The 18,776-nt window shown below is 63.9% G+C and carries 21 protein-coding genes and 1 other RNA gene; 18 read left to right on the top strand and 4 right to left on the bottom strand.

Annotation, left to right across the window (positions count from 1 at the left end; genetic code table 11):
- The first annotated feature begins 12 nt into the window (after positions 1–12).
- From ACEN9P_RS00260 to ACEN9P_RS00245, 4 genes are all read left to right on the top strand, one after another.
- On the top strand, positions 13–294 hold the full coding sequence (locus ACEN9P_RS00260; protein ID WP_074574703.1) for a hypothetical protein: 282 nt from the start codon (positions 13–15) through the stop codon (positions 292–294).
- Positions 295–444: 150 nt separating this feature from the next.
- Entirely contained in the window at positions 445–1,161 is a 717-nt protein-coding gene (locus ACEN9P_RS00255; RefSeq protein ID WP_495622111.1) for a Crp/Fnr family transcriptional regulator, read from the top strand.
- A gap of 416 nt (positions 1,162–1,577) precedes the next feature.
- Positions 1,578–2,270 carry a Crp/Fnr family transcriptional regulator gene (locus ACEN9P_RS00250; protein ID WP_495620760.1) on the top strand — a complete coding sequence of 231 codons (693 nt, stop codon included), beginning with the start codon at positions 1,578–1,580 and terminating at the stop codon, positions 2,268–2,270.
- A gap of 203 nt (positions 2,271–2,473) precedes the next feature.
- The gene (locus tag ACEN9P_RS00245) at positions 2,474–3,016 is read left to right on the top strand and encodes a hypothetical protein (RefSeq protein ID WP_495620759.1); all 543 of its coding nucleotides are present in this window, start codon (positions 2,474–2,476) and stop codon (positions 3,014–3,016) included.
- On the opposite strand, the gene ACEN9P_RS00240 is transcribed toward ACEN9P_RS00245, so the two are convergent.
- Positions 3,002–3,313 (bottom strand): hypothetical protein, encoded by a 312-nt coding sequence (locus ACEN9P_RS00240; protein ID WP_495620758.1) that lies wholly within the window; start codon positions 3,311–3,313, stop codon positions 3,002–3,004. The genes ACEN9P_RS00245 and ACEN9P_RS00240 overlap by 15 nt on opposite strands.
- Positions 3,314–3,454: 141 nt before the next feature.
- Between ACEN9P_RS00240 and ACEN9P_RS00235 the strand changes: the two genes are divergently transcribed.
- The 3 genes from ACEN9P_RS00235 (at position 3,455) to ACEN9P_RS00225 (ending at position 6,085) form a co-directional block, all read left to right on the top strand.
- Positions 3,455–3,931, top strand: a complete 477-nt coding sequence (locus tag ACEN9P_RS00235) for a low molecular weight protein-tyrosine-phosphatase (protein WP_495620757.1) — start codon at positions 3,455–3,457, stop codon at positions 3,929–3,931.
- Positions 3,932–4,183: 252 nt separating this feature from the next.
- The gene (locus tag ACEN9P_RS00230) at positions 4,184–4,342 is read left to right on the top strand and encodes a hypothetical protein (protein WP_495620756.1); all 159 of its coding nucleotides are present in this window, start codon (positions 4,184–4,186) and stop codon (positions 4,340–4,342) included.
- Between the two features lie 234 nt (positions 4,343–4,576).
- Positions 4,577–6,085 carry a hypothetical protein gene (locus ACEN9P_RS00225; RefSeq protein ID WP_495620755.1) on the top strand — a complete coding sequence of 503 codons (1,509 nt, stop codon included), beginning with the start codon at positions 4,577–4,579 and terminating at the stop codon, positions 6,083–6,085.
- A 192-nt stretch (positions 6,086–6,277) separates the two neighbouring features.
- On the opposite strand, the gene ffs is transcribed toward ACEN9P_RS00225, so the two are convergent.
- Positions 6,278–6,374, bottom strand: an RNA gene (gene ffs, locus ACEN9P_RS00220) — signal recognition particle sRNA small type.
- A gap of 101 nt (positions 6,375–6,475) precedes the next feature.
- On the opposite strand from ffs, the gene dnaX reads away from it, so the two are divergent.
- The 8 genes from dnaX to ACEN9P_RS00180 all read left to right on the top strand — a co-directional run bounded on the left by dnaX (position 6,476) and on the right by ACEN9P_RS00180 (position 13,348).
- Positions 6,476–8,317, top strand: a complete 1,842-nt coding sequence (gene dnaX, locus ACEN9P_RS00215) for a DNA polymerase III subunit gamma/tau (RefSeq protein ID WP_477663328.1) — start codon at positions 6,476–6,478, stop codon at positions 8,315–8,317.
- Positions 8,318–8,389: 72 nt separating this feature from the next.
- Positions 8,390–8,713, top strand: a complete 324-nt coding sequence (locus tag ACEN9P_RS00210) for a YbaB/EbfC family nucleoid-associated protein (protein ID WP_477663327.1) — start codon at positions 8,390–8,392, stop codon at positions 8,711–8,713.
- Between the two features lie 156 nt (positions 8,714–8,869).
- On the top strand, positions 8,870–9,496 hold the full coding sequence (recR, locus tag ACEN9P_RS00205; RefSeq protein ID WP_477663326.1) for a recombination mediator RecR: 627 nt from the start codon (positions 8,870–8,872) through the stop codon (positions 9,494–9,496).
- 44 nt (positions 9,497–9,540) lie between these two features.
- Complete coding sequence (locus ACEN9P_RS00200) at positions 9,541–9,954, top strand: MAPEG family protein (protein ID WP_477713231.1); 414 nt, start codon at positions 9,541–9,543, stop codon at positions 9,952–9,954.
- Between the two features lie 136 nt (positions 9,955–10,090).
- Positions 10,091–11,140: an ABC transporter substrate-binding protein gene (locus ACEN9P_RS00195; protein ID WP_495620754.1), complete on the top strand. Its 1,050-nt coding sequence runs from the start codon at positions 10,091–10,093 to the stop codon at positions 11,138–11,140.
- Positions 11,141–11,360: 220 nt separating this feature from the next.
- The gene (locus ACEN9P_RS00190; RefSeq protein ID WP_495620753.1) at positions 11,361–12,188 is read left to right on the top strand and encodes an ABC transporter ATP-binding protein; all 828 of its coding nucleotides are present in this window, start codon (positions 11,361–11,363) and stop codon (positions 12,186–12,188) included.
- 2 nt (positions 12,189–12,190) lie between these two features.
- Complete coding sequence (locus tag ACEN9P_RS00185) at positions 12,191–13,030, top strand: ABC transporter permease (protein ID WP_495620752.1); 840 nt, start codon at positions 12,191–12,193, stop codon at positions 13,028–13,030.
- Between the two features lie 165 nt (positions 13,031–13,195).
- Positions 13,196–13,348, top strand: coding sequence for a DUF3096 domain-containing protein (locus ACEN9P_RS00180; protein WP_007871478.1), 153 nt, complete (start codon positions 13,196–13,198; stop codon positions 13,346–13,348).
- 25 nt (positions 13,349–13,373) lie between these two features.
- Here ACEN9P_RS00180 and ACEN9P_RS00175 read toward each other — a convergent pair whose 3' ends face one another.
- Positions 13,374–14,948: a transglycosylase SLT domain-containing protein gene (locus ACEN9P_RS00175; RefSeq protein ID WP_495620751.1), complete on the bottom strand. Its 1,575-nt coding sequence runs from the start codon at positions 14,946–14,948 to the stop codon at positions 13,374–13,376.
- A complete protein-coding gene (gene gloB, locus ACEN9P_RS00170; protein WP_495620750.1) occupies positions 14,945–15,715 on the bottom strand; it encodes a hydroxyacylglutathione hydrolase in 771 nt (256 codons plus the stop codon). Before gloB ends, ACEN9P_RS00175 begins: the two co-directional genes overlap by 4 nt.
- Positions 15,716–15,726: 11 nt before the next feature.
- On the opposite strand from gloB, the gene ACEN9P_RS00165 reads away from it, so the two are divergent.
- From ACEN9P_RS00165 to ACEN9P_RS00155, 3 genes are all read left to right on the top strand, one after another.
- Positions 15,727–16,545, top strand: coding sequence for a class I SAM-dependent methyltransferase (locus ACEN9P_RS00165; protein WP_477701059.1), 819 nt, complete (start codon positions 15,727–15,729; stop codon positions 16,543–16,545).
- A gap of 77 nt (positions 16,546–16,622) precedes the next feature.
- Positions 16,623–17,105, top strand: coding sequence for a ribonuclease HI (gene rnhA / locus ACEN9P_RS00160; protein WP_477663318.1), 483 nt, complete (start codon positions 16,623–16,625; stop codon positions 17,103–17,105).
- A 264-nt stretch (positions 17,106–17,369) separates the two neighbouring features.
- On the top strand, positions 17,370–18,752 hold the full coding sequence (locus ACEN9P_RS00155) for an efflux RND transporter periplasmic adaptor subunit (protein WP_495620749.1): 1,383 nt from the start codon (positions 17,370–17,372) through the stop codon (positions 18,750–18,752).
- Positions 18,753–18,776 lie beyond the last annotated feature (24 nt).

The following is an 18,776-nucleotide window of genomic DNA, read 5'->3' as shown; positions in this document are numbered from 1 at the left end:
AAAGGGGAAGCCATGATTGTCCGTTTCCACATCGAACCCATGATGCAGGACGAGTTTGAGTACCGCGTGAGCTACGAAGGCGAAGACCTCTATGGTGACGCAGGCCTCGATAGCGTCGAGGCCTGCATCATCGCCGCCACCGAAGGCCTGGGCCAGGACGCCATTGGGGCGGAGGTCGCCTACAAGGGCATCATCAGCGGCACCTACGCGCTCGCCTCTCTGGCGCTGGCCTCGGCGCAGATCGCCCAGCATGCCCTGCAGACGACAGAGGCGATTGAAGAGGCGGCCAGGTAGGCCGAAGTACCCCCCGCAGGCCCGAAACCGGTTTTTCTTCGTTTGTGCGCTAGCGTACATACCGGAACACCTTTACTGCCTATACTTCGAAGATGGTGCGAGACCTCTGCCAGAGGCCTGCTCGCAACCAGGCCCGCTTCGGAGTTCGCAATCAGCCTTTCCCCCGATCCCAGAAAGAATCAACTGCTTTCCGCCTTGCCGGATGCAGAGTGGCAGCGCTGGGCGCCGCAACTGGAGTGGGTCGACATGCCGCTGGGCCAGGTGCTCTACGAATCGGGTAGCACGCTGGCCCATGTGTACTTTCCCACCACGGCCATCGTCTCCCTGCTTTATGTGATGGAAAACGGCGCCTCGGCCGAAATCGCGGTGGTCGGCCATGAAGGCGTGGTCGGCATCTCGCTCTTCATGGGCGGCGAATCCACCCCCAGCCGCGCCGTGGTGCAAAGCGCCGGCCAGGGCTTTCGCCTCAAGGCCGAGACCATCAAGGAAGAATTCAAGCGCGCGCCGGTGCTGCACCTGCTGCTGCGCTACACCCAGGCCTTGATCACGCAGATGGCGCAGACGGCCGTGTGCAACCGCCACCATTCGCTGGACCAGCAGCTGTGCCGCTGGCTGCTGCTGAGCCTGGACCGCCTGCAGGGCAATGAACTCGTCATGACGCAGGAGCTCATCGCCAACATGCTGGGCGTGCGCCGCGAAGGCGTTACCGAAGGCGCGCTCAAGCTGCAACACCTCGGGCTGATCCGCTATTCGCGCGGCCGCGTCACCGTGCTGGACCGCCCGGGCCTGGAGCAACGCACCTGCGAATGTTATGCCGTGGTCAAGAAGGAATACGACCGGCTGTTGCCCGACAAGCTCGCGGTCTAGCGGCCCGCTTGCGGGCTGTGTGCGCTGGCACACGGTGCGATGTGCGGCGCGTCGTGCATACTGGGGCACCGAATTGAACTGACGACAGTAGCGCGGCCTTGTCATTGGCCCGGCACATCCGGGATGTCCTAGAACCTGTTCACGGCCTAAACGGAGCCGCGTTAGGGTGCAATCGGGATGAGTGGGCCGGCCGGGAACGCCGCATGGGCTAATGCCCATGCAAGGGCCTGGGTGGCTCAATCGCCCGATTTCACCCTAACCCGGAGGGCAAGCGCCTTCTCGGGCGGTCTGCGGCGTTGCGGCGCTGGCCCATAGCGATGCTATGGGCTGGCGCACCGCGCCTTGCATCCCATCCCGAGAAGGTGCTTGCGCGGCGCCGTTTAGGCCGTGAACAGGTTCTTAACTGGAGAGCCATTTTGGCCCCTGTCGAAAACCACCTCATCGAGCGCCTTCCCCGCAAGGACCGCCTGCGCCTGCTGGCCGTCTGCGAGCCGGTAGAACTCGCGCTGGCCGAGGTGCTCTGCGAGCCCGGCAAACCCACGCGCCACGTCTACTTCCCCGTCGACAGCTTCGTCTCGCTGGTGGCCCTGGTCGAAGGCAGTCCTGGGGTGGAAGTCGGCATGGTGGGCCGTGAAGGCATGCTGGGCGCGCAACTTGCGCTGGGCGTCGTCACCGCGCCGCTGCATGCGGTGGTGCAGGGGGCCGGGGCCTCCTGGCGCATCGGCACACCGGCCTTCCGGCTCGAGCTGGCGCGCAGCCTGCCGCTGCAGCGCGGCATGAACCGTTACCTCTATGTGCTGATGGCGCAGCAGGCTGCTTCGGCCGCCTGCCTGCGCTTTCACCAGACCACCGAGCGCCTGGCCCGCTGGCTGCTGATGAGCCAGGACCGCGCGCATTCCGACCACTTCCACGTGACGCACGAATTCCTGGCCTATATGCTGGGCATGCGCCGGGTCGGCATCACGGCCGCCGCCAATACCCTGCAGCGCGGCGGCCTCATCGAATACCACCGCGGCGATGTGACGGTGCTGGACCGCCCCGGCCTGGAAGCCGCGACCTGCAGCTGCTATGCGACCGATCGCCAGACTTACGCCCAGCTGCTGCACTGACGCCTGTACTGGGAAAGGCCACTTTCCGCCGCGGCCTTCAAAACCTTTGCGCCACATGTGCGGCAGCGCACCGACGGGCAGGTTTAGACCTCCTACAAAGGACAAAGGTGATCGCCCAGCCCAATCCAACCGGGCCGGGTCGCATCGCATCACCCGCCCCTTGCCGCAGCGCCATGCGGCAGCCCTGTTTCGCGAGGTTTGTCATGATCCGACTTGCTTCCTCACCCGCCCCCAACCCCAAGCTGCTGGCACGCTCGGCCTTGGCCATGCTGAATTCAACCAGGTTCCTGACGGAGTCCCGGCGTGAGGTGCCCGGTGCCAGCGCCGCTGTACTGGACGTCCTGCGCGACTGGGCCGCAGGCGACGGCGAGCGCGGCCACGATGCCCTTCTCGCTTCGCGCCGCGCGCGGCAGTTTGAGGCGCTCCTGCCCGACTACCCGCTGGACGTCGCGATCACCGACTGGGACCTGCTGTTTCGCGCCGTCATGGTCAGGCTGATGCTCAGCGTCGGTGAAAAGCTCGCGGCCCCGCAAAGGTCGCAGGCCGGCGAGGCCGCGGAAATGGTCCAGTCCATCGTGCTGGAGTGCGTGGACGCCTTGCACCAGCTGCACCTGGCGCTGATGCAGGAACGCGCCGAGCGCGACCACCCCGCGGCCGTGGTGCCGGGGATGCAGGCCAGCCGGCCGGCCGCCCTCGATGGATCTTTCTTGCCGGGTGTGGACGCGCGTGCGTCAGACGGGCTTTGACGCGACCGGCAAAACCCGGGGCCGAAAGCCTTCCAGGTGGGTGATGATCAGGTTCGTCACCTCCATCCCGCTCAGCGAACTTAGCGCAAAGAAGGCCGTGGAGCCCGCGTTGCCCGTTTGCGGGTCGTAGTGCTGCGACGGCACCTGCCGCAAATAACGCGCACGCGGCTTGCCGTCCTGCACCTCATACACCCGGGCGTCGTCGGCAAGTCCCACTTGCAGCCCGTGAAGAGGGCCCCCTATGCAGGTCATCAGCATGGCATTGTTGTCCTGTAGTTCAGTGGACTGTATACGCATGGGGTGGCTGTGGCTATGGCCCTTTCGGCAGGCCCGGCGGCTCGGATGGCCGCGGGGCAAGGCGGAAAACCCGAAACCGCTCTGGTAGATTAAGGCCGCAGGGCCAGCCTCGCAGGACAGTTTTCGGCCCACACCCCTCACATGAAACCTTATTCCGTCCTCTTTGTCTGCATGGGCAATATCTGCCGCAGCCCCACGGCCCATGGCGTGTTTCTGCACAAAGTCATGGCGCGCGGCCTTGGCGAAAAAGTGCAGGTTGATTCCGCCGGCACCCACAACTACCACCCCGGCAATCCGCCCGACGAGCGCTCCCAGGCCCATGCGGCCAGGCGGGGTTATGACCTCTCAGGCTTGAGGGCCCGGCAGATCTCGGAGGCGGATTTTGAGCGCCACGACCTGATCCTGGCCATGGACTGGGACAACCTGGCTTTGGTCCAGGACGAGTGTCCCGCTGAGCATCTTCACAAAGTGCGCAGGCTCACGGAGTTCTGTTTGACGCACGATAGCCCGGTGGTGCCTGATCCTTACTATGGTGGCAAGGATGGTTTTGAGCAGGTGCTGGACCTGGTGGAGGATGCTTGCGAGGGCTTGATGCGGCATGTGGAGCAGCGGCTGTAGCGGGATCAGGCCTCAGGAAAACCCCCGGTTTCTCCATCATCTCGTCCAAGTAGATGATGCCCGCCGCAAAACTAAAGCGCAGACTCAGGGCGCCCATTCCGGGCGACATGGGATACGCGCATGAAAACAACATTGATTCTTTTGGTGCTTTGCACCATTTCCCTAGGGGCTTACGCAAAAGGCGGTGGCGGTGGGCATCTCAGCTCGGGAAGTCACTCCAGCAGTTCCTCCCATCACAGTTCCTCCGGGCATGTGAACAGCCAGAACCACTCGATCCACGGCTACACCAAAAAAGACGGCACTTATGTCGCGCCCAGCCACGCGACCAATCCCAACTCGACCACCCAAGACAACTACACGCACAAGGGAAACACCAATCCCTATACCGGCAAAGAGGGAACGAAGAAATGAAGCGGCGATTGTTTGCCGCGTGGGTGATGGCCGCTTTGATCGGTAACGAAGCGACTGCGAAGGGTAGAAGCGGCGGTAAGCGCAGCAGTTCGAGAGGGCGTAGCGGAGGCGGCGGAAGCCGTGACTGCGGGTCCAGAGGCGGGCCCGGGTATCGCAAACCGAATGGGCAGTGTGCTGGTTGGAGGGATTAGGTCGACCGCGATAGCTTTAGAAACTATAAGTCCTGGAGTTCGTATGAATGACAAACTCGAATCCGATGAATCACTCCCCCCCAGCGATTCCCCCGTCAATCCCACATTGATTGCAAAAGAAGATTTAGGGGTTGCATTGGCCACGCTGCAAGAGCGTCATCCATTGCACGCGCTCACTAGCAGCTATCTAGGCTCTCTTCGAAACATTGGGCAAACCGTGCAAATCGTAATGCCTCACTTATCGAAGTGGCTATCGGATGAAATAAAGAAGCATCAAAAAAAATTACAAAACTACATCCCAGAATCCGCGAAGCCTGGAGAAAAACACGAAATCACCCTCGAAACTACGCGCGACTTTGTTGAGTTCACTTCAACAATCAAGAAGCTGGACGAGGTTACTGGAAACCGTGCCCTTCCGGTTTTAGCCCGTAGTCTTTTTATGCAGATGTTCTGTGAGTTCGATGCGTTCATGGGGCTCCTGCTTAAAACAATATATCTTCGAAATGCCGATCTTTTAAAAGGAATTTCGCGAGAAATTTCGCTGAAAGATCTATTGGAATACGAGGACCTCGAAGCGGTTAAAAGGGCGATGCTCGATAAGGAAATTGAGACATTCCGTAGAGATAGCTACGTTGAGCAATTCACTCAATTGGAGAAAAAATTCGGTCTCCCACTTCGAAAATTTCCAGAATGGGGTGAGTTCGTAGAACTTAGCCAACGACGAAACATCTTCACTCACAACGACGGGATGGTTAGCGATCAGTACTTGTCGGTGTGCGAACGGGAGGGCTGGGAATTTCAGGAACGTCCTAAAAATGGCGACTCGCTGCGTGTCGATATGCGCTATATCGGACGTGCAATTCAAGTTATGTCAAAAGTCGGATACATGCTTTGTCATACGTTGTGGAGTAAGGTTTTTCCGCGTGAAAGTACTGAACTTCATACCTCACTGAACGAAAACTTATACAACTGCTTAGAGGAGAAAAGATGGAGGACGGCTGCTGAGCTTGGAAAATTTTCTCTTTCGGAACCGATGCGCAAAAATGTTGCTGAGATTGACTATCGAATTCGCGTTGTGAATGTAGCGATAGCTCTCAAATTTTCCGAGCACGAGAAAGAGGCCAGCATACTTCTAGCCTCGCTGGATTGGTCCGCCAGCTATCGCGACTTTAAGCTCGCGCTGTGTGTCTTAGATGATAAGTTCGACGAAGCTATTTCAATTATGAAGAGCATTGGTAAGTCTGGTGAAATCCTAGACCAACGCTCGTATCACACTTGGCCTTTATTTCACAAATTTCGCGAGCGTCCCGATTTTTATAAAACCTACGAGGAAATCTACGGCGAGCCTTATCTTGCGAATGTCCCGACAGGAGGAGCGTCAACAAGTGTCATCTTCTCTACCGCTGAAGTACCTGAAAATCCGAAATCTGTTCGAAGCAGGCGAAATTCTGTAAGCCCTTCATCCCGACAAGGCGTAAGCACAAAGCCAAGAGTTTCAGTCTCTCAAAAACGCCCAAAGAAGACCACTGTAGGGAGATTGGCGGAGTCCTAAGTCGGCGGGATGGAGAAACAATGAAGTGCTATTCAAAGCCGTGGTCTATTACTTCTTAAAGAATTCGGCCATCGTGGTGTCGTTTGTCATGGTCGGTCTAACAGAAGTGACGCACCAGGCTGACACATTGAGGGTTCACGGAAGCCGCTTTGGGCTTAAAACCCGCAAGAAACGCGGATTTGAAATGAATAAGGTGACGAGCCTTGACCCCGGCACTGGCTCCACAGTTAGGGCTGCTTGGTTCCCCACCTGACCCGGTTGGCCGCTTTACCATGCGGGAAGGCCCGTCACCCACGATTGTAAGGGACTTGGGAATGACCCTTGCGCCATGGGGAAGATAGTCCGGCAAATCCTCCCGAAACACCACCTTCCGCACTTTAGAATCTCCGGATGTCCTATCTCGTTCTCGCCCGCAAATACCGCCCCAAAAATTTCTCTGAAATGGTGGGGCAGTCGCATGTGGTGCAGGCTTTGGGCAATGCGCTGGCGACCCAGCGTTTGCACCATGCTTACCTGTTTACCGGCACGCGGGGCGTGGGCAAGACGACGATTTCGCGCATCCTGGCCAAGTCGCTGAACTGCCTGGGCCCGGACGGGCAGGGCGGCATCACGGCCACGCCCTGCGGCGTGTGCCAGGCCTGCACCGACATCGACAGCGGCCGCTTTGTCGACTACACCGAGCTGGATGCCGCCTCCAACCGCGGTGTCGATGAAATCGCGCAGCTGCTGGAGCAAGCCGTTTACAAACCCGTGGTGGGCCGCTTCAAGGTCTTCATGATCGACGAAGTCCACATGCTCACGAACACGGCCTTCAACGCCATGCTCAAGACGCTGGAAGAGCCGCCCGAATACCTGAAGTTTGTGCTGGCCACGACCGACCCGCAGAAAGTACCGGCCACGGTGCTGTCGCGCTGCCTGCAGTTCAACCTGCGGCCCATGGCGCCCGAGACGGTGCTCGAACATTTGACGCAGGTGCTGGGCGTGGAAAACGTGCCGGCCGAGCCGCAGGCGCTGCGCCTCTTGGCGCGCGCGGCGCGCGGCTCCATGCGCGATGCGCTGTCGCTGACCGACCAGGCGATTGCCTTCGGCTCGGGTTCGCTCGAGGAGGCCAGCGTGCGCACCATGCTGGGCAGTGTGGACCGCAGCTATGTCTACCGCCTGCTGGACGCGCTGGCGCGCGGCGACGGCAAGACGGTGGTGGAAACCTCGGAGGCGCTGCGGCTCAACGGCCTGAGCGCGGCCTCCACGCTGGAGGAAATGACGACGGTGCTGCAGCGCATGGCGGTGCTGCAGGCCGTGCCCGAGATGGGCGAGGGCGGCGACGATGCCGACCCGGACATCGCCGAGACGGCGCGGCTGGCGCGCGTGCTGCCGGCCGACGAAACCCAGCTGCTCTACAGCCTGTGCCTGCACGGCCGCGGCGAGCTGGGCCTGGCGCCCGACGAATACGCGGGCCTGACCATGGTGCTGCTGCGCCTGCTGGCCTTCAAGCCCTCGGCTTCGGCCGCCCCCAGCCATGCGGGGGGTGCCGCCGAGCCCGGAAAAAAGCCTCAGCCTGAGGTGGTGCGGGCCGCTGCGCCCGCGCCGGCCCCTATGCCTATGGCTGCCGCCCCCGCGCCGGCCGCACCAGCCGCGCCGGTTGTCGAAAGAAGGCCGCCTGTGGCGCCTCCAGCGCCCGTTGCGCAAGCCGAGCGCGCGCAGCCCGCACCCCATTTCAGCGCCAGCGCCCCGGCCATGCCCGAGCCTGCGCCTATGCAGTCTGCACCGCCGCCACAGCCGCGCCCACCGGCCAGCGCGCCTTCCACCACACCGCCGCCGCTGGTGCCCGTGCCGCTGGGCGAAGCCTGGGGCCAGACGGTCAACCAGATGGTCGCGGCCGAGGCCGTGGCGGCGCTCACGCGCGAGCTGGGCCTGCAGTCGGAGCTGCGCAGCCAGGACGGCAGCCTGTGGACGCTGCGCGTGGAGCGCGAATCGCTGAACCAGGCGGCCGCGCGCGAAAAGCTGCAGGTAGCGCTGCAAACCCATGTGGGCGACCCTGCTCTCAAGCTCGTGGTGGAGGTCGGCCCGGTCACCGACACCCCGGCGCGCCGTAATGGCGCCGCGGCGGCCGAGCGCCAGCGCGCGGCCGAAGAGATGATCCAGAACGACCCGCTGGTGCAGGACATGATGCGCGACTGGGGGGCGAAAATTGTCCCCGGCAGCATACGGCCGCTGGCGGCTAAATCGATATGATCAAAGACAGCTTGTAAGCACGCATTCCAACTCCCGACATTCCCCGATTTCACGATTCAAAAGGAAGATCCCATGTTTAACAAAGGACAACTCGCAGGCCTCATGAAGCAGGCGCAGGCCATGCAGGACAACATCAAGAAAGCCCAGGACGAACTGGCTTTTGTGGAAGTGACGGCCGAGGCCGGTTCCGGCCTGGTGAAGGTCACCATGACCTGCAAGCACGACGTCAAGCGCATCGAGATCGACCCCAGCCTGCTGGCCGACGACAAGGACATGCTGGAAGACCTGGTGGCCGCGGCTTTTAACGCCGCCGTGCGCAAGGCCGAGGAAGTCAGCCAGGAAAAAATGGGCAAGCTGACGGCCGGCCTGCCACCCGGCATGAAATTACCCTTTTAACGGCTACTGCGCGGGTTCATGGCGGCGTTGCGGGTCCCGATCAGGCCATCCTCATGCACCTCAAGTGCATTCCGGTGGCCTGACACCCGCGCCTTGCCCTGAACCCGCTCGCTACGCCTTTGTTCTTTATCTTTTTCAGGCTGCTTTCCCCTCCACATGGCTGACTCCAATGCCCTTGAAGGCCTGACCCAGGCGCTGCGCAAGCTGCCGGGCGTGGGCGCCAAGTCGGCCGCGCGCATGGCTTTTCACCTGCTGCAGCACGACAAGCCCGGCGCCTTGCAGATCGCGCGCGCGCTCGAGCATGCGGTGGACAGCGTGCGGCACTGCAGCCTGTGCAACACGCTGACCGAGCAGGCGCTTTGCAGCACCTGCGCGAACCCGCAGCGCGACCGCAGCAAGCTCTGCGTGGTCGAAACCCCGGCCGACCAGGCGGCGCTGGAGCGCACGCTGGCCTACAAGGGCCTGTACTTTGTGCTGATGGGCAAACTGAGCCCGCTGGACGGCATAGGCCCGAACGACATAGGCCTGCAAAAGCTGTTCGACCGCGTGGTGCCCAAGGACGAGCGCGGCGAGGCGCTGCCGCCGGCCTCACGCGAGGTGCAGGAGGTGATCCTGGCGACCAACTTCACAGCCGAAGGCGAGGCCACGGCGCATGTGATTGCCCAGGCGCTCAAAAGCCGCGGCGTGCAGGTCACGCGCCTGGCGCGCGGCGTGCCGGTGGGCAGCGAACTGGAATACGTGGACCTGGGCACGATTGCCCATGCGCTGGTGGACAGGCGCTGAGGGGCGCCCGCGACGACACAACAACATACGGAAGGAAAACCCACATGACATACGCACGTTTCACCATTGCCTACTGGTGTGTGCTGATCGCGGCGCTGCTGCCGATCGCCTGCGCGGCGATCGCCAAGTACGGCATGATGAGCACGCCCCGGCGCGACGGCGGCTTTGACAACCACAACCCGCGCGGCTGGCTGGCCAAGCAGACCGATTGGCGCGGCCGCGCCAACGCGGCGCAGCAGAACACCTTTGAGGCGCTGCCGTTTTTCTTCGCGGCGGTGATCATCGCGCACATGCTGCAGGCCGCGCAGACGCGGCTGGACATCATGGCGCTGCTGTTCGTCTTTCTGCGCATCGCCTACATCATGATGTACGTGGCCGACCTGGCCAAGGCGCGCTCGGCGGTCTGGGCCGTCGCGCTGTTTGTCAACATCCTGATCCTGCTTTCGGCTTACCGCTGAAGCATCTGCGCTACGCGCGGTAACCTTTGGTAACCGCAACGCCTGATTTTTGGTAAAAACCCGCACGGGATGTCCCCGATGCGGGCTTTTTTACGTCTCGATAAGCTTGTGCCATCCACAAGAAAAGAGGCTTTGCATGAACCGCCCACCCCTGATTTCCCGCCGCGGCTTTGCCGGCGGCGCCGCGCTGGCCGTGGCGACGCTGGCCATCCCGTCGCTGCGGGCCCAGCCCAAACTCGAAAAAAGCAAGATCGCGATTGCCGTCGGCGGCAAGGCCGCGTTTTATTACCTGCCGCTCACGATTTCCGAACAGCTGGGCTACTTCAAGGCCGAGGGCCTGGACATCGAGATCAGCGATTTCGCGGGCGGCGCGCGCGCGCTGCAGGCCGTGGTCGGCGGCTCGGCCGACGTGTGCTCGGGCGCGTTTGAGCACACCATCAACCTGCAGGCCAAGAACCAGATGTTCCAGGCCTTTGTGCTGCAGGGCAGGGCGCCGCAGATCGCCTTCGGCATCTCGACCAAGAACCTGCCCAACTACAAGTCGCTGGCCGACCTCAAGGGCAAGCGGATAGGCGTGTCGGCGCCGGGCTCGTCGACCAATATGATGGCCAACCTGGTGCTTTCGCGCGCCGGCCTCAAGCCCAGCGACGTGAGTTATATCGGCGTGGGCACAGCGGCCGGCGCGCTGACCGCGCTGCGCTCGGGCCAGATCGACGCCATGAGCAACACCGACCCGGTGATGACCATGCTGGAGCAAAAAGGCGAGGTCAAGATCATCAGCGACACGCGCACCCTCAAGGGCACGACGGAGGTGTTCGGCGGTTCCATGCCGGCGGGCTGCCTCTACGCGCCGCTGGAGTTTGTGCAAAAGCATCCCAACACCTGCCAGGCCATGGCCAATGCCATCGTGCATGGCCTCAAGTGGCTGCAGACCGCCGGCCCGGGCGACATCATCAAGACCGTGCCCGAAAGTTATCTGCTGGGCGACCGCGCGCTCTACCTGGCGTCCTTCAACAAGGTGCGCGAGTCGATCTCGCTGGACGGCATCATTCCCGACGACGGCGCGCGCACGGCCCTCAAGGCGCTGGCCAGCTTCGACCCCAGCATCAGGGCCGACAAGATAGACATCACCAAGACCTATACCAACGAGTTTGCGCGCCGCGCGAAGGATCGCTTCAAGGCCTAGCACCGCCCCTGCTGGTGGTCGAGCCCGCCCGTGCTGATGTCGAAAATACACGAAGCGAAAAGCTTGGGGCCCGTCTTTTGCCAGCAGGGGCCGCGGGACTGGCTTTGCCAGACCGCAGGCGCAGCGCCCCCTTGGGGGCAGCGCATTACACGAAGCCGAAGGCGAAGTGAAAAGCGTGGGGGCCTATCTCCGTGCAGGCAGCTTGTTGTAAGCTCCCGCCATGCCCGAACCCGATACCGCCTGCGCCCTCGAGCTGATCGACATCAGCTGCACCTTCCGCTCACGCGACGACGCGGCCCAGCGCTACACCGCGGTCAGCAACACCACCTTGCGCATCAACGCGGGCGAGTTCGTCTCGGTCGTCGGGCCCACGGGCTGCGGCAAGTCCACGCTGCTCAATATAGGCGCAGGCCTGCTGCAGGCCTCGTCGGGCGAGGTCAAAGTTTTTGGTGCGCCGCTGGCCGGCATCAACACCCGCGCCGGTTATATGTTCCAGACCGAAGCCCTGATGCCCTGGCGCAGCGCGCTGGCCAATGTGATGATGGGCTTGCAGTACCGCGGTGTACCCGAAGCCGAAGCGCGCCGCCAGGCACAGGGCTGGCTGGAGCGCGTGGGCCTGGCCGAGTTCGGCGACCGCTATCCGCACCAGCTCTCGGGCGGCATGCGCAAGCGCACCGCGCTGGCCCAGGTGCTGGCGCTGGACCCGGACATCATCCTGATGGACGAACCCTTTAGCGCGCTGGACATCCAGACGCGCCAGCTCATGGAAAACGAAGTGCTGGCGCTCTGGGCCGCCAAAAAGAAGGCCGTGCTTTTTATCACCCACGACCTGGACGAAGCCATTGCCATGAGCGACCGCGTGGTCGTGCTGTCGGCCGGCCCGGGCACCCATCCCATAGGCGAGTTCGCCATCGACCTGCCGCGCCCGCGCGATGTGGCCGAGGTGCGCCACCACCCGCGTTTTGTCGAGCTGCACACGCAGATCTGGAATGTGCTGCGTGACGAGGTGCTCAAGGGTTATGCGCAGCAGTTGAAGAAGGCCGCCTGAGTATGTGGCGGCATGTCAAACCTTCCGAAAAAAACCTGCGCGCCTGGCAAGTGGGTTTGCTGGTCGTCATCCTGCTGGTCTGGCACGCCGCTTCGCGCAACCAGAAGACCGCGTTTTTCCTGGGCGAACCGATCAAGGTGGCGGGCCGGGTCTGGAGCTGGTTCATGCCTTTCGGCTTCGGCCCCAGCGCGCTGTTTCCCGAAGGACTGTCTGGCAATGCCGACATCTACCTGCACCTGGGCACCACCTTGCTGGAGACGGTGCTGGCCTTCGGCATCGGCACGGTGCTGGGCCTGGCCTGCGGCCTGTGGCTGGCGCTCGCGCCCACGGCCAGCGCCATCCTGGACCCTTACATCAAGGCCGCCAACTCCATGCCGCGCGTGATCCTCGCGCCCATCTTTTCGCTGTGGCTGGGCCTGGGCATCTGGAGCAAGGTGGCGCTGGCCGTCACGCTGGTGTTTTTTATCGTGTTCTTCAATGTCTACCAGGGCGTGAAGGAGGTCAGCCCGGTGGTGCTGGCCAATGCCCGCATGCTGGGCGCCAACCAGCGCCAGCTGCTGCGCACCGTGTACCTGCCCAGCGCCACCAGCTGGGTGTTCTCCAGCCTGCACACCTCGGTGGGCCTGGCTTTTGTGGGCGCGGTGGTCGGTGAATACCTGGGCTCGGCGCGCGGCGTGGGTTACCTGATTTTGCAGGCCGAGGGCACCTTTGACGTCAACACCGTGTTCGCCGGCATCGTGGTGCTGACGGCCTTCGCGCTGGTGCTGGACGGCATTGTGGGCCGGCTCGAAAAACGCCTCATGAAGTGGCAGCCGCGCAGCGGCGAGACGGAAAAGCTCTGACGGAAAACCTTGGCGTTTTCCCCTGTACCGCAAACTTCCTGCCGTCCTACAGCGCCCGGCGGCGCACCTCCTTAGAGTCAAAACCGGGCTTGCCCCGTTCCATGCCCTCGCCGCCGCGTGAGGGCAGGCGGGCAGGCCGGCATCCAAAACTCCAAGGAAAACGCCATGAACCTCTCGCTCAGCATAGGGCCGCTGATGTCCCTGATCGCCGGCATCCTGATCCTGATCATCCCGCGCCTGCTCAACTACATCGTGGCCATCTACCTGATCGTCATCGGCCTGGTGGGCCTGTTCGGCGTGGGCACACTCAAGCTGTAGCCGCCCGGGGCGTGAAAGCGCCGCCTTAGCGCTTTTTCGATTTCACGACAGGCTTGGCCGTGCCGCGCTTGACGGCCTTGACGCCGGCCTTGCCGCGGCCGTGGCTGGCCGAGGCGGCATGGCTTTTGACCGGCAGGAAGACCACCACCGGGTGGCCCAGCTTGAAGGCGCTGGAGGCGCTGACGTGGTTCCACTCGGCCACATTGGCGGCGCTCAGGCCGTAGCGCTTGGCGATGGTCGCCACCGATTCGCCCTTGCGGGCTTTCACGGTGGTGCGGCGCGTGACGACTTCGGGCGCGAAGGACACCTGGGCGGTGTCGGCCACATGCGGGGTGACGTCGGTTTCGACCTTGGCCGAACGCGGCACCAGCAGGGTGGAGCCGGCCTTGATCAGCATGCGCGGCGGGATGTTGTTGACGCCGCGCAGGTCGGTCTCGCTCATGCCGGTGCGGCGCGCCGCCTCGCCCGGGCTCATGGTGCTGGGCGCGGTCCAGGCCGTCCAGCTTGCGTACTGGCCCTGGCTGTAGGCCTCGAAGTTGCGCTGGAACACCGTGGCGTTGTCCCAGGGCAGCAGGATTTGCGGCGTGCCGGCGGCGATGATGACGGGGCGGTGCGCCGAGGGGTTGAGCGCCTTGAAGTCCTCGATCTTGACGTCGGCCAGGCGCGCGGCCAGGGCGACGTCGATGTCGCGCGTGATCAGCACCTGCTGGAAGTAGGGATGGTTTTCGATCAGCGGCAGCTCGGTGCGAAAGGCCTGCGGGTTGGCGACGATGTTCTTGACGGCCTGCAGCTTGGGCACGTAGAGCCGGGTTTCGGCCGGCATGTTGAGGTCCGAGTAGCTGGTGCCCAGGCCGGCCCGCTGGTTTTTGGCGATGGCGCGGCTCACGCTGCCTTCGCCCCAGTTGTAGGCGGCCAGCGCCAGGTGCCAGTCGCCGAACATGCCGTAGAGTTTTTGCAGGTAGTCGAGCGCGGCGCGGGTGGAAGCCAGCACGTCGCGGCGGTCGTCGCGGAAGGCGTTTTGCTTCAGGTCGAAATACTTGCCGGTGGCCGGCATGAACTGCCACATGCCGGCAGCCTTGGCGCTGGAGACGGCCTGCGGGTTGAAGGCGCTTTCGATGAAAGGCAGCAGGGCCAATTCGGTGGGCATCTGGCGGCGCTCGAGTTCCTCAACAATGTGGAACAGGTATTTGCTGGAGCGCTCGGTCATGCGCTGGATGTAGTCGGGCCGGCTGGCATACCACTGCTCGCGGTCGGTCACGAGCTCGTTTTGCAGGTCGGGCATGGCAAAGCCGCGGCGTATGCGGTCCCAGAGCTCCTTGGGCGGCTCGGTCGAAGCGATCTGGCGTGAGCCGGCCTGGCCTGGTGTGATGGCCTGCAGCGGGCCGCTGGGCAGCAGCGGCTTGGCGGCCGGCGCGCCGCCGGTGGTCAGCACCGGGTCGCTGGGCAGGCCGGGCGCCTGCGTGGCGCAGCCCGCGAGCAGCGCCGCCGCCAGCAGCAGGGCCAGCGACACAAGGCGAAATAGTGGGGAAGAGAAAGAGTTCGAAGGGCCGGAAAAGCTCGAAAAAGTGGCGACTGCAGTGGTGCGGGGGTGTGGCGTCATTTGAATTGGTTTTTCCACTGCCGGATGGCGGCAAATACGGTGGTGTCGTCATGGGCCGACGCATCAAAGTGCCGGGCAGCCTGCATGATAGTGGCTTGCCGGGTTCGCAAAAAGGGGTTAACCAGCAATTCCTGCGCGATTGAGCTCGGCAGGGTGGGCACGCCTTGCTCGCGCAGGCGTATGCATTTGGCCTGGTAGGCCGCCAGTTCCGCGTTGCCGGGCTCCACGGCCATGGCAAAACGCAGGTTGGACAGCGTGTATTCATGGGTGCAGCAGACCACGGTAGTGCCGGGCAGGGCGGCAAGCTTGTCGAGCGAGGCCAGCATCTGCGCGGGCGTGCCTTCAAACAAACGCCCGCAGCCGCCCGAGAATAGTGTGTCGCCGCAGAACAGCAGGGGTTTGCCGTCCACGTCCGGGGTGTAATAGGCGATGTGGCCGGCCGTGTGGCCGGGCACGTCAATCACCTGGAATTCAAGGCCGAGGGCCTGCGCGGTGTCGCCGCCTTTGAGGTGGGTATAAGGCTGCGGAATGCGCTCGGTGGCCGGGCCCCAGACCTGGGCACCCGTGGTTTCGCGCAGGGCATCCACACCGCCCGTGTGGTCCGCATGGTGGTGCGTGACTAGAATCGACTCCAGTTGCAATGCGTGCTCATCCAGGGTGCGCTGCACCGGCCCGGCATCTCCCGGGTCCACGACCAGGGCGCGCTTGCCGTCATGCAACAACCAGAGGTAGTTGTCATTGAAGGCGGGGATGGGGATCAAATACATGCGGTGGTTCGATGAGCTCTGAAATTATAGGTTTGACGGACTGGCTGGCGACGCCGCCTGGCGCTTACCTGCTGGACTGGGAGCGTGCGCATTTTGACCAGGCCGTCAGCGACGTCTTCGGCTACCACGCGCTGCAACTGGGCCTGCCGGAACTCGATGCATTGCAGGCCAACCGCATGCCGCACAAATGGCTGGCGCTGGAGTCGGTGCCTTCCTCGCCCGCGCACGCTGATGGTGCGACCGGCGCCCCCGCGGCAAGTTCCCGGCGCGCGGCCTTGCTGACCGACTCGGGCGCGCTGCCGTTTCCGGAAAGCAGCCTGGACCTGGTGGTGCTGCCGCACACACTGGAGCTCAGCCGCGACCCGCATGCCACCCTGCGCGAGGTCAGCCGGGTGCTGGTGCCCGAGGGCCGCGTGGTGATCAGCGGGCTCAATCCCACCAGCCTCTGGGGCCTGCGCCAGCGGCGCGGCCACTTGTACCAGCGCTGGGGCTACGACAGCCTGTTCCTGCCCAAGACGGGAGAATTCATCGGCTACTGGCGGTTGCGCGACTGGCTGAGGCTGCTGGACTTTGAGGTAGAGTCGGGGCGCTTCGGCTGCTACCGCCCGGCGCTGACCAGCCAGGCCTGGCTGGACCGCTTCGAGTGGATGGACGCGGCGGGCGCGCGCTGGTGGCCTATCTTCGGCGCCGTGTACTTTCTCGCGGCGATCAAGCGTGTGCGCGGTGTGCGGCTGCTGGAGCCTGCCTGGAAGGCCCGCAAGGCCCCAGCCGCGGCACCGGCCGCGGTGGCCAACAAGGAGCCGGCCGTGCGGCTGCGGCCGCCGGTTTGAGCCGGTCTTTTTTCTTTCTTTTTCAACCGCCGGGTGTTGTATGGCCCGGTGTTTTTTTCATAAGCAGCAAGCAACGCATGACCGATTTACCCACCAGCCCAGCCGCCACGTCACAGCCCGTCGTGATCTACACCGACGGCGCATGTAAGGGTAATCCCGGCCCCGGCGGCTGGGGTGTGCTGCTGTCCCAGGGCGGCACCCAGAAAGAACTGTTCGGCGGCGAACTGGGCACCACCAACAACCGCATGGAAATGACGGCCGTCATCGAGGCCCTGGCCGCGCTCAAGCGGCCCTGCAGCGTGACGCTGTACCTCGACAGCGAGTACGTGCGCAAAGGCATCACCGAGTGGATCCACGGCTGGAAGGCCAGGGGCTGGCGCACGGCGGCCAAGGCCCCCGTCAAGAACGTGGACCTGTGGCAGCGCCTGGACGCGCTGGTGAGCGGCAGCGGCCACAAGATCGACTGGCGCTGGGTCAAGGGCCATGCCGGCGACCCCGGCAACGAACGCGCCGACGCGCTGGCCAACAAGGGCGTGGAACGCGCGCTGGGCCGCTTGTAACAAGCGCCCGGGTGGGCCGCGGGCGGCGGCGGGAACATGCGCGAAAAAATGCGACCCAAGCAGGGATGGCCGGCGCCAATGCCCGCGCGCCGGCATGCACCATAAGCGTACGTAGCATCCGGCCCACGGCGGCCGCCGGCCTTTGGTAAAGCCGTTGTAAAGCTACCGCGCTTGCCCCTGGCAAGGGCGAGAAAAGGCTGCGCGCGCCATGGTGTCCTGCTACATTGGAAGTTTGTATCTCTTTGTATTGCAAGTTCCTTCCCCATGGCATCCAAAGCACTCTACACAGCTGTCGCCGTCGCGGGCATCGCGGTCGCATCGGGCGCCGCCTGGTGGCTCCAGAAACCCAAGGCGCCGGATGCCGCAAACGCCACACCTTCAGCCTCCGGCAACGGCAACGGCGCCAATTCGGGGAAACCGGTCACGGTGGAAGCCGCCAAAGTGGAACTGGCCCGGCTGTCGGACGACACGCAAGCCGTGGGCAGCCTGCGTTCACGCCGCGGCGTGGTCTTGCGGCCCGAGGTCAGCGGGCGCATCACCCAGCTCAACTTCACCGACGGCCAGCGCGTGCGCAAAGGCCAGGTGCTGGTGCAGTTCGACGACCAGCTGCCGCTGGCCCAGGTGCAGCAAAGCCAGGCCGAACTCTCCATCGCCCGGGCCAACCAGAAACGCAACCAGGAACTGGTGGCGCAAAACTTCATCAGCCAGCGCTCCCTCGATGAAAGCGCGGCCAACCTGCAGGTGGCCGAAGCCAAGCTGTCGCTGGCCAAGGCCACGGCGGCGCGCCTGAAAATCCTCGCGCCTTTTGACGGCATCGCCGGCATACGCCTGGTCAACGTGGGCGACTACCTCAAGGACGGCGCGGACATCGTCAACATCGAGGACATCGAGGCGATTTTTGTCGACTTCCGCCTGCCCGAGCGCTTCCAGAACAAGGTCAAACGCGGGCAGACGGCCATGCTCGACATCGACGCCTTGCCCGGCCGCAAGTACAACGCGCAGATCCAGGCCATAGACCCCTTGATCGACGCCAACGGCCGCTCCATAGGCGTGCGCGGCTGCATAGACAACCGCCAGCTGCAGCTGCGCCCCGGCATGTTCGCCCGTGTCAACACCGTCTTCGGCGTGCGCGAGAACGCCCGCGTGGTGCCCGAGGAGGCCATTGTTCCGCAGGGCGGACGGCAGTTCGTCATCAAGCTGCTGGAAGGCCCGAACGAGCAGACCCGCACGACCAAACGCGTGGAGGTCAAGGTCGGCCTGCGCAGCCCGGGCAAGGTCGAAATTCTTGAAGGCCTGGAGGCCGGCGACACCGTGGTCTCGGCCGGCCAGCAGCGCGTGCAGCGCGACGGCACGCTGGTCACCGTGGTGGACCTGGCCGCGGGTGCTTCGGCCCGCGCGGGGAATGCAAAAGCCGCCGCCCCGGCCGCGGGTGCTTCAGCCCCGGCAGCCGCCACGCCCGCCGCTGCCAATGCAGCACCCGCCCCGGTGAAAGCCGCCGCGGCAGAACCTGCGGCCCAGGCGCCGCTGTCCGGCCCCAACCCCTGCGGCGTCGTTGTGTCCGAAGCCCCACGGGGCCTGGTGCCGGTGCGCAGCCTGAGCCCGGCCGAGCGCATTCCCGCGGGCCCGCCGGCGCGCGACCCCACCTGAGCGGCCGTCCCGGTTTCCATAGAT

The sequence above is a fragment of the Polaromonas sp. Polasp52 genome, from assembly GCF_059491565.1.
This window is presented reverse-complemented; position numbering and strand designations above follow the sequence as displayed.

What these genes read in the sequence shown, in the direction of transcription:
- recR (WP_477663326.1), top strand. Translation starts at nt 8,870, where the DNA reads ATGGCTGACTCCAATGCCCTTGAAGGCCTGACCCAGGCGCTGCGCAAG.
- ACEN9P_RS00190 (WP_495620753.1), top strand. Translation starts at nt 11,361, where the DNA reads ATGCCCGAACCCGATACCGCCTGCGCCCTCGAGCTGATCGACATCAGC.
- ACEN9P_RS00195 (WP_495620754.1), top strand. Translation starts at nt 10,091, where the DNA reads ATGAACCGCCCACCCCTGATTTCCCGCCGCGGCTTTGCCGGCGGCGCC.
- ACEN9P_RS00210 (WP_477663327.1), top strand. Translation starts at nt 8,390, where the DNA reads ATGTTTAACAAAGGACAACTCGCAGGCCTCATGAAGCAGGCGCAGGCC.
- ACEN9P_RS00175 (WP_495620751.1), bottom strand. Translation starts at nt 14,948, where the DNA reads ATGACGCCACACCCCCGCACCACTGCAGTCGCCACTTTTTCGAGCTTT.
- gloB (WP_495620750.1), bottom strand. Translation starts at nt 15,715, where the DNA reads ATGTATTTGATCCCCATCCCCGCCTTCAATGACAACTACCTCTGGTTG.
- ACEN9P_RS00245 (WP_495620759.1), top strand. Translation starts at nt 2,474, where the DNA reads ATGATCCGACTTGCTTCCTCACCCGCCCCCAACCCCAAGCTGCTGGCA.
- ACEN9P_RS00155 (WP_495620749.1), top strand. Translation starts at nt 17,370, where the DNA reads ATGGCATCCAAAGCACTCTACACAGCTGTCGCCGTCGCGGGCATCGCG.
- ACEN9P_RS00200 (WP_477713231.1), top strand. Translation starts at nt 9,541, where the DNA reads ATGACATACGCACGTTTCACCATTGCCTACTGGTGTGTGCTGATCGCG.
- ACEN9P_RS00260 (WP_074574703.1), top strand. Translation starts at nt 13, where the DNA reads ATGATTGTCCGTTTCCACATCGAACCCATGATGCAGGACGAGTTTGAG.
- rnhA (WP_477663318.1), top strand. Translation starts at nt 16,623, where the DNA reads ATGACCGATTTACCCACCAGCCCAGCCGCCACGTCACAGCCCGTCGTG.
- ACEN9P_RS00225 (WP_495620755.1), top strand. Translation starts at nt 4,577, where the DNA reads ATGAATGACAAACTCGAATCCGATGAATCACTCCCCCCCAGCGATTCC.
- ACEN9P_RS00240 (WP_495620758.1), bottom strand. Translation starts at nt 3,313, where the DNA reads ATGCGTATACAGTCCACTGAACTACAGGACAACAATGCCATGCTGATG.
- ACEN9P_RS00185 (WP_495620752.1), top strand. Translation starts at nt 12,191, where the DNA reads ATGTGGCGGCATGTCAAACCTTCCGAAAAAAACCTGCGCGCCTGGCAA.
- ACEN9P_RS00165 (WP_477701059.1), top strand. Translation starts at nt 15,727, where the DNA reads ATGAGCTCTGAAATTATAGGTTTGACGGACTGGCTGGCGACGCCGCCT.
- ACEN9P_RS00180 (WP_007871478.1), top strand. Translation starts at nt 13,196, where the DNA reads ATGAACCTCTCGCTCAGCATAGGGCCGCTGATGTCCCTGATCGCCGGC.
- ACEN9P_RS00235 (WP_495620757.1), top strand. Translation starts at nt 3,455, where the DNA reads ATGAAACCTTATTCCGTCCTCTTTGTCTGCATGGGCAATATCTGCCGC.
- dnaX (WP_477663328.1), top strand. Translation starts at nt 6,476, where the DNA reads ATGTCCTATCTCGTTCTCGCCCGCAAATACCGCCCCAAAAATTTCTCT.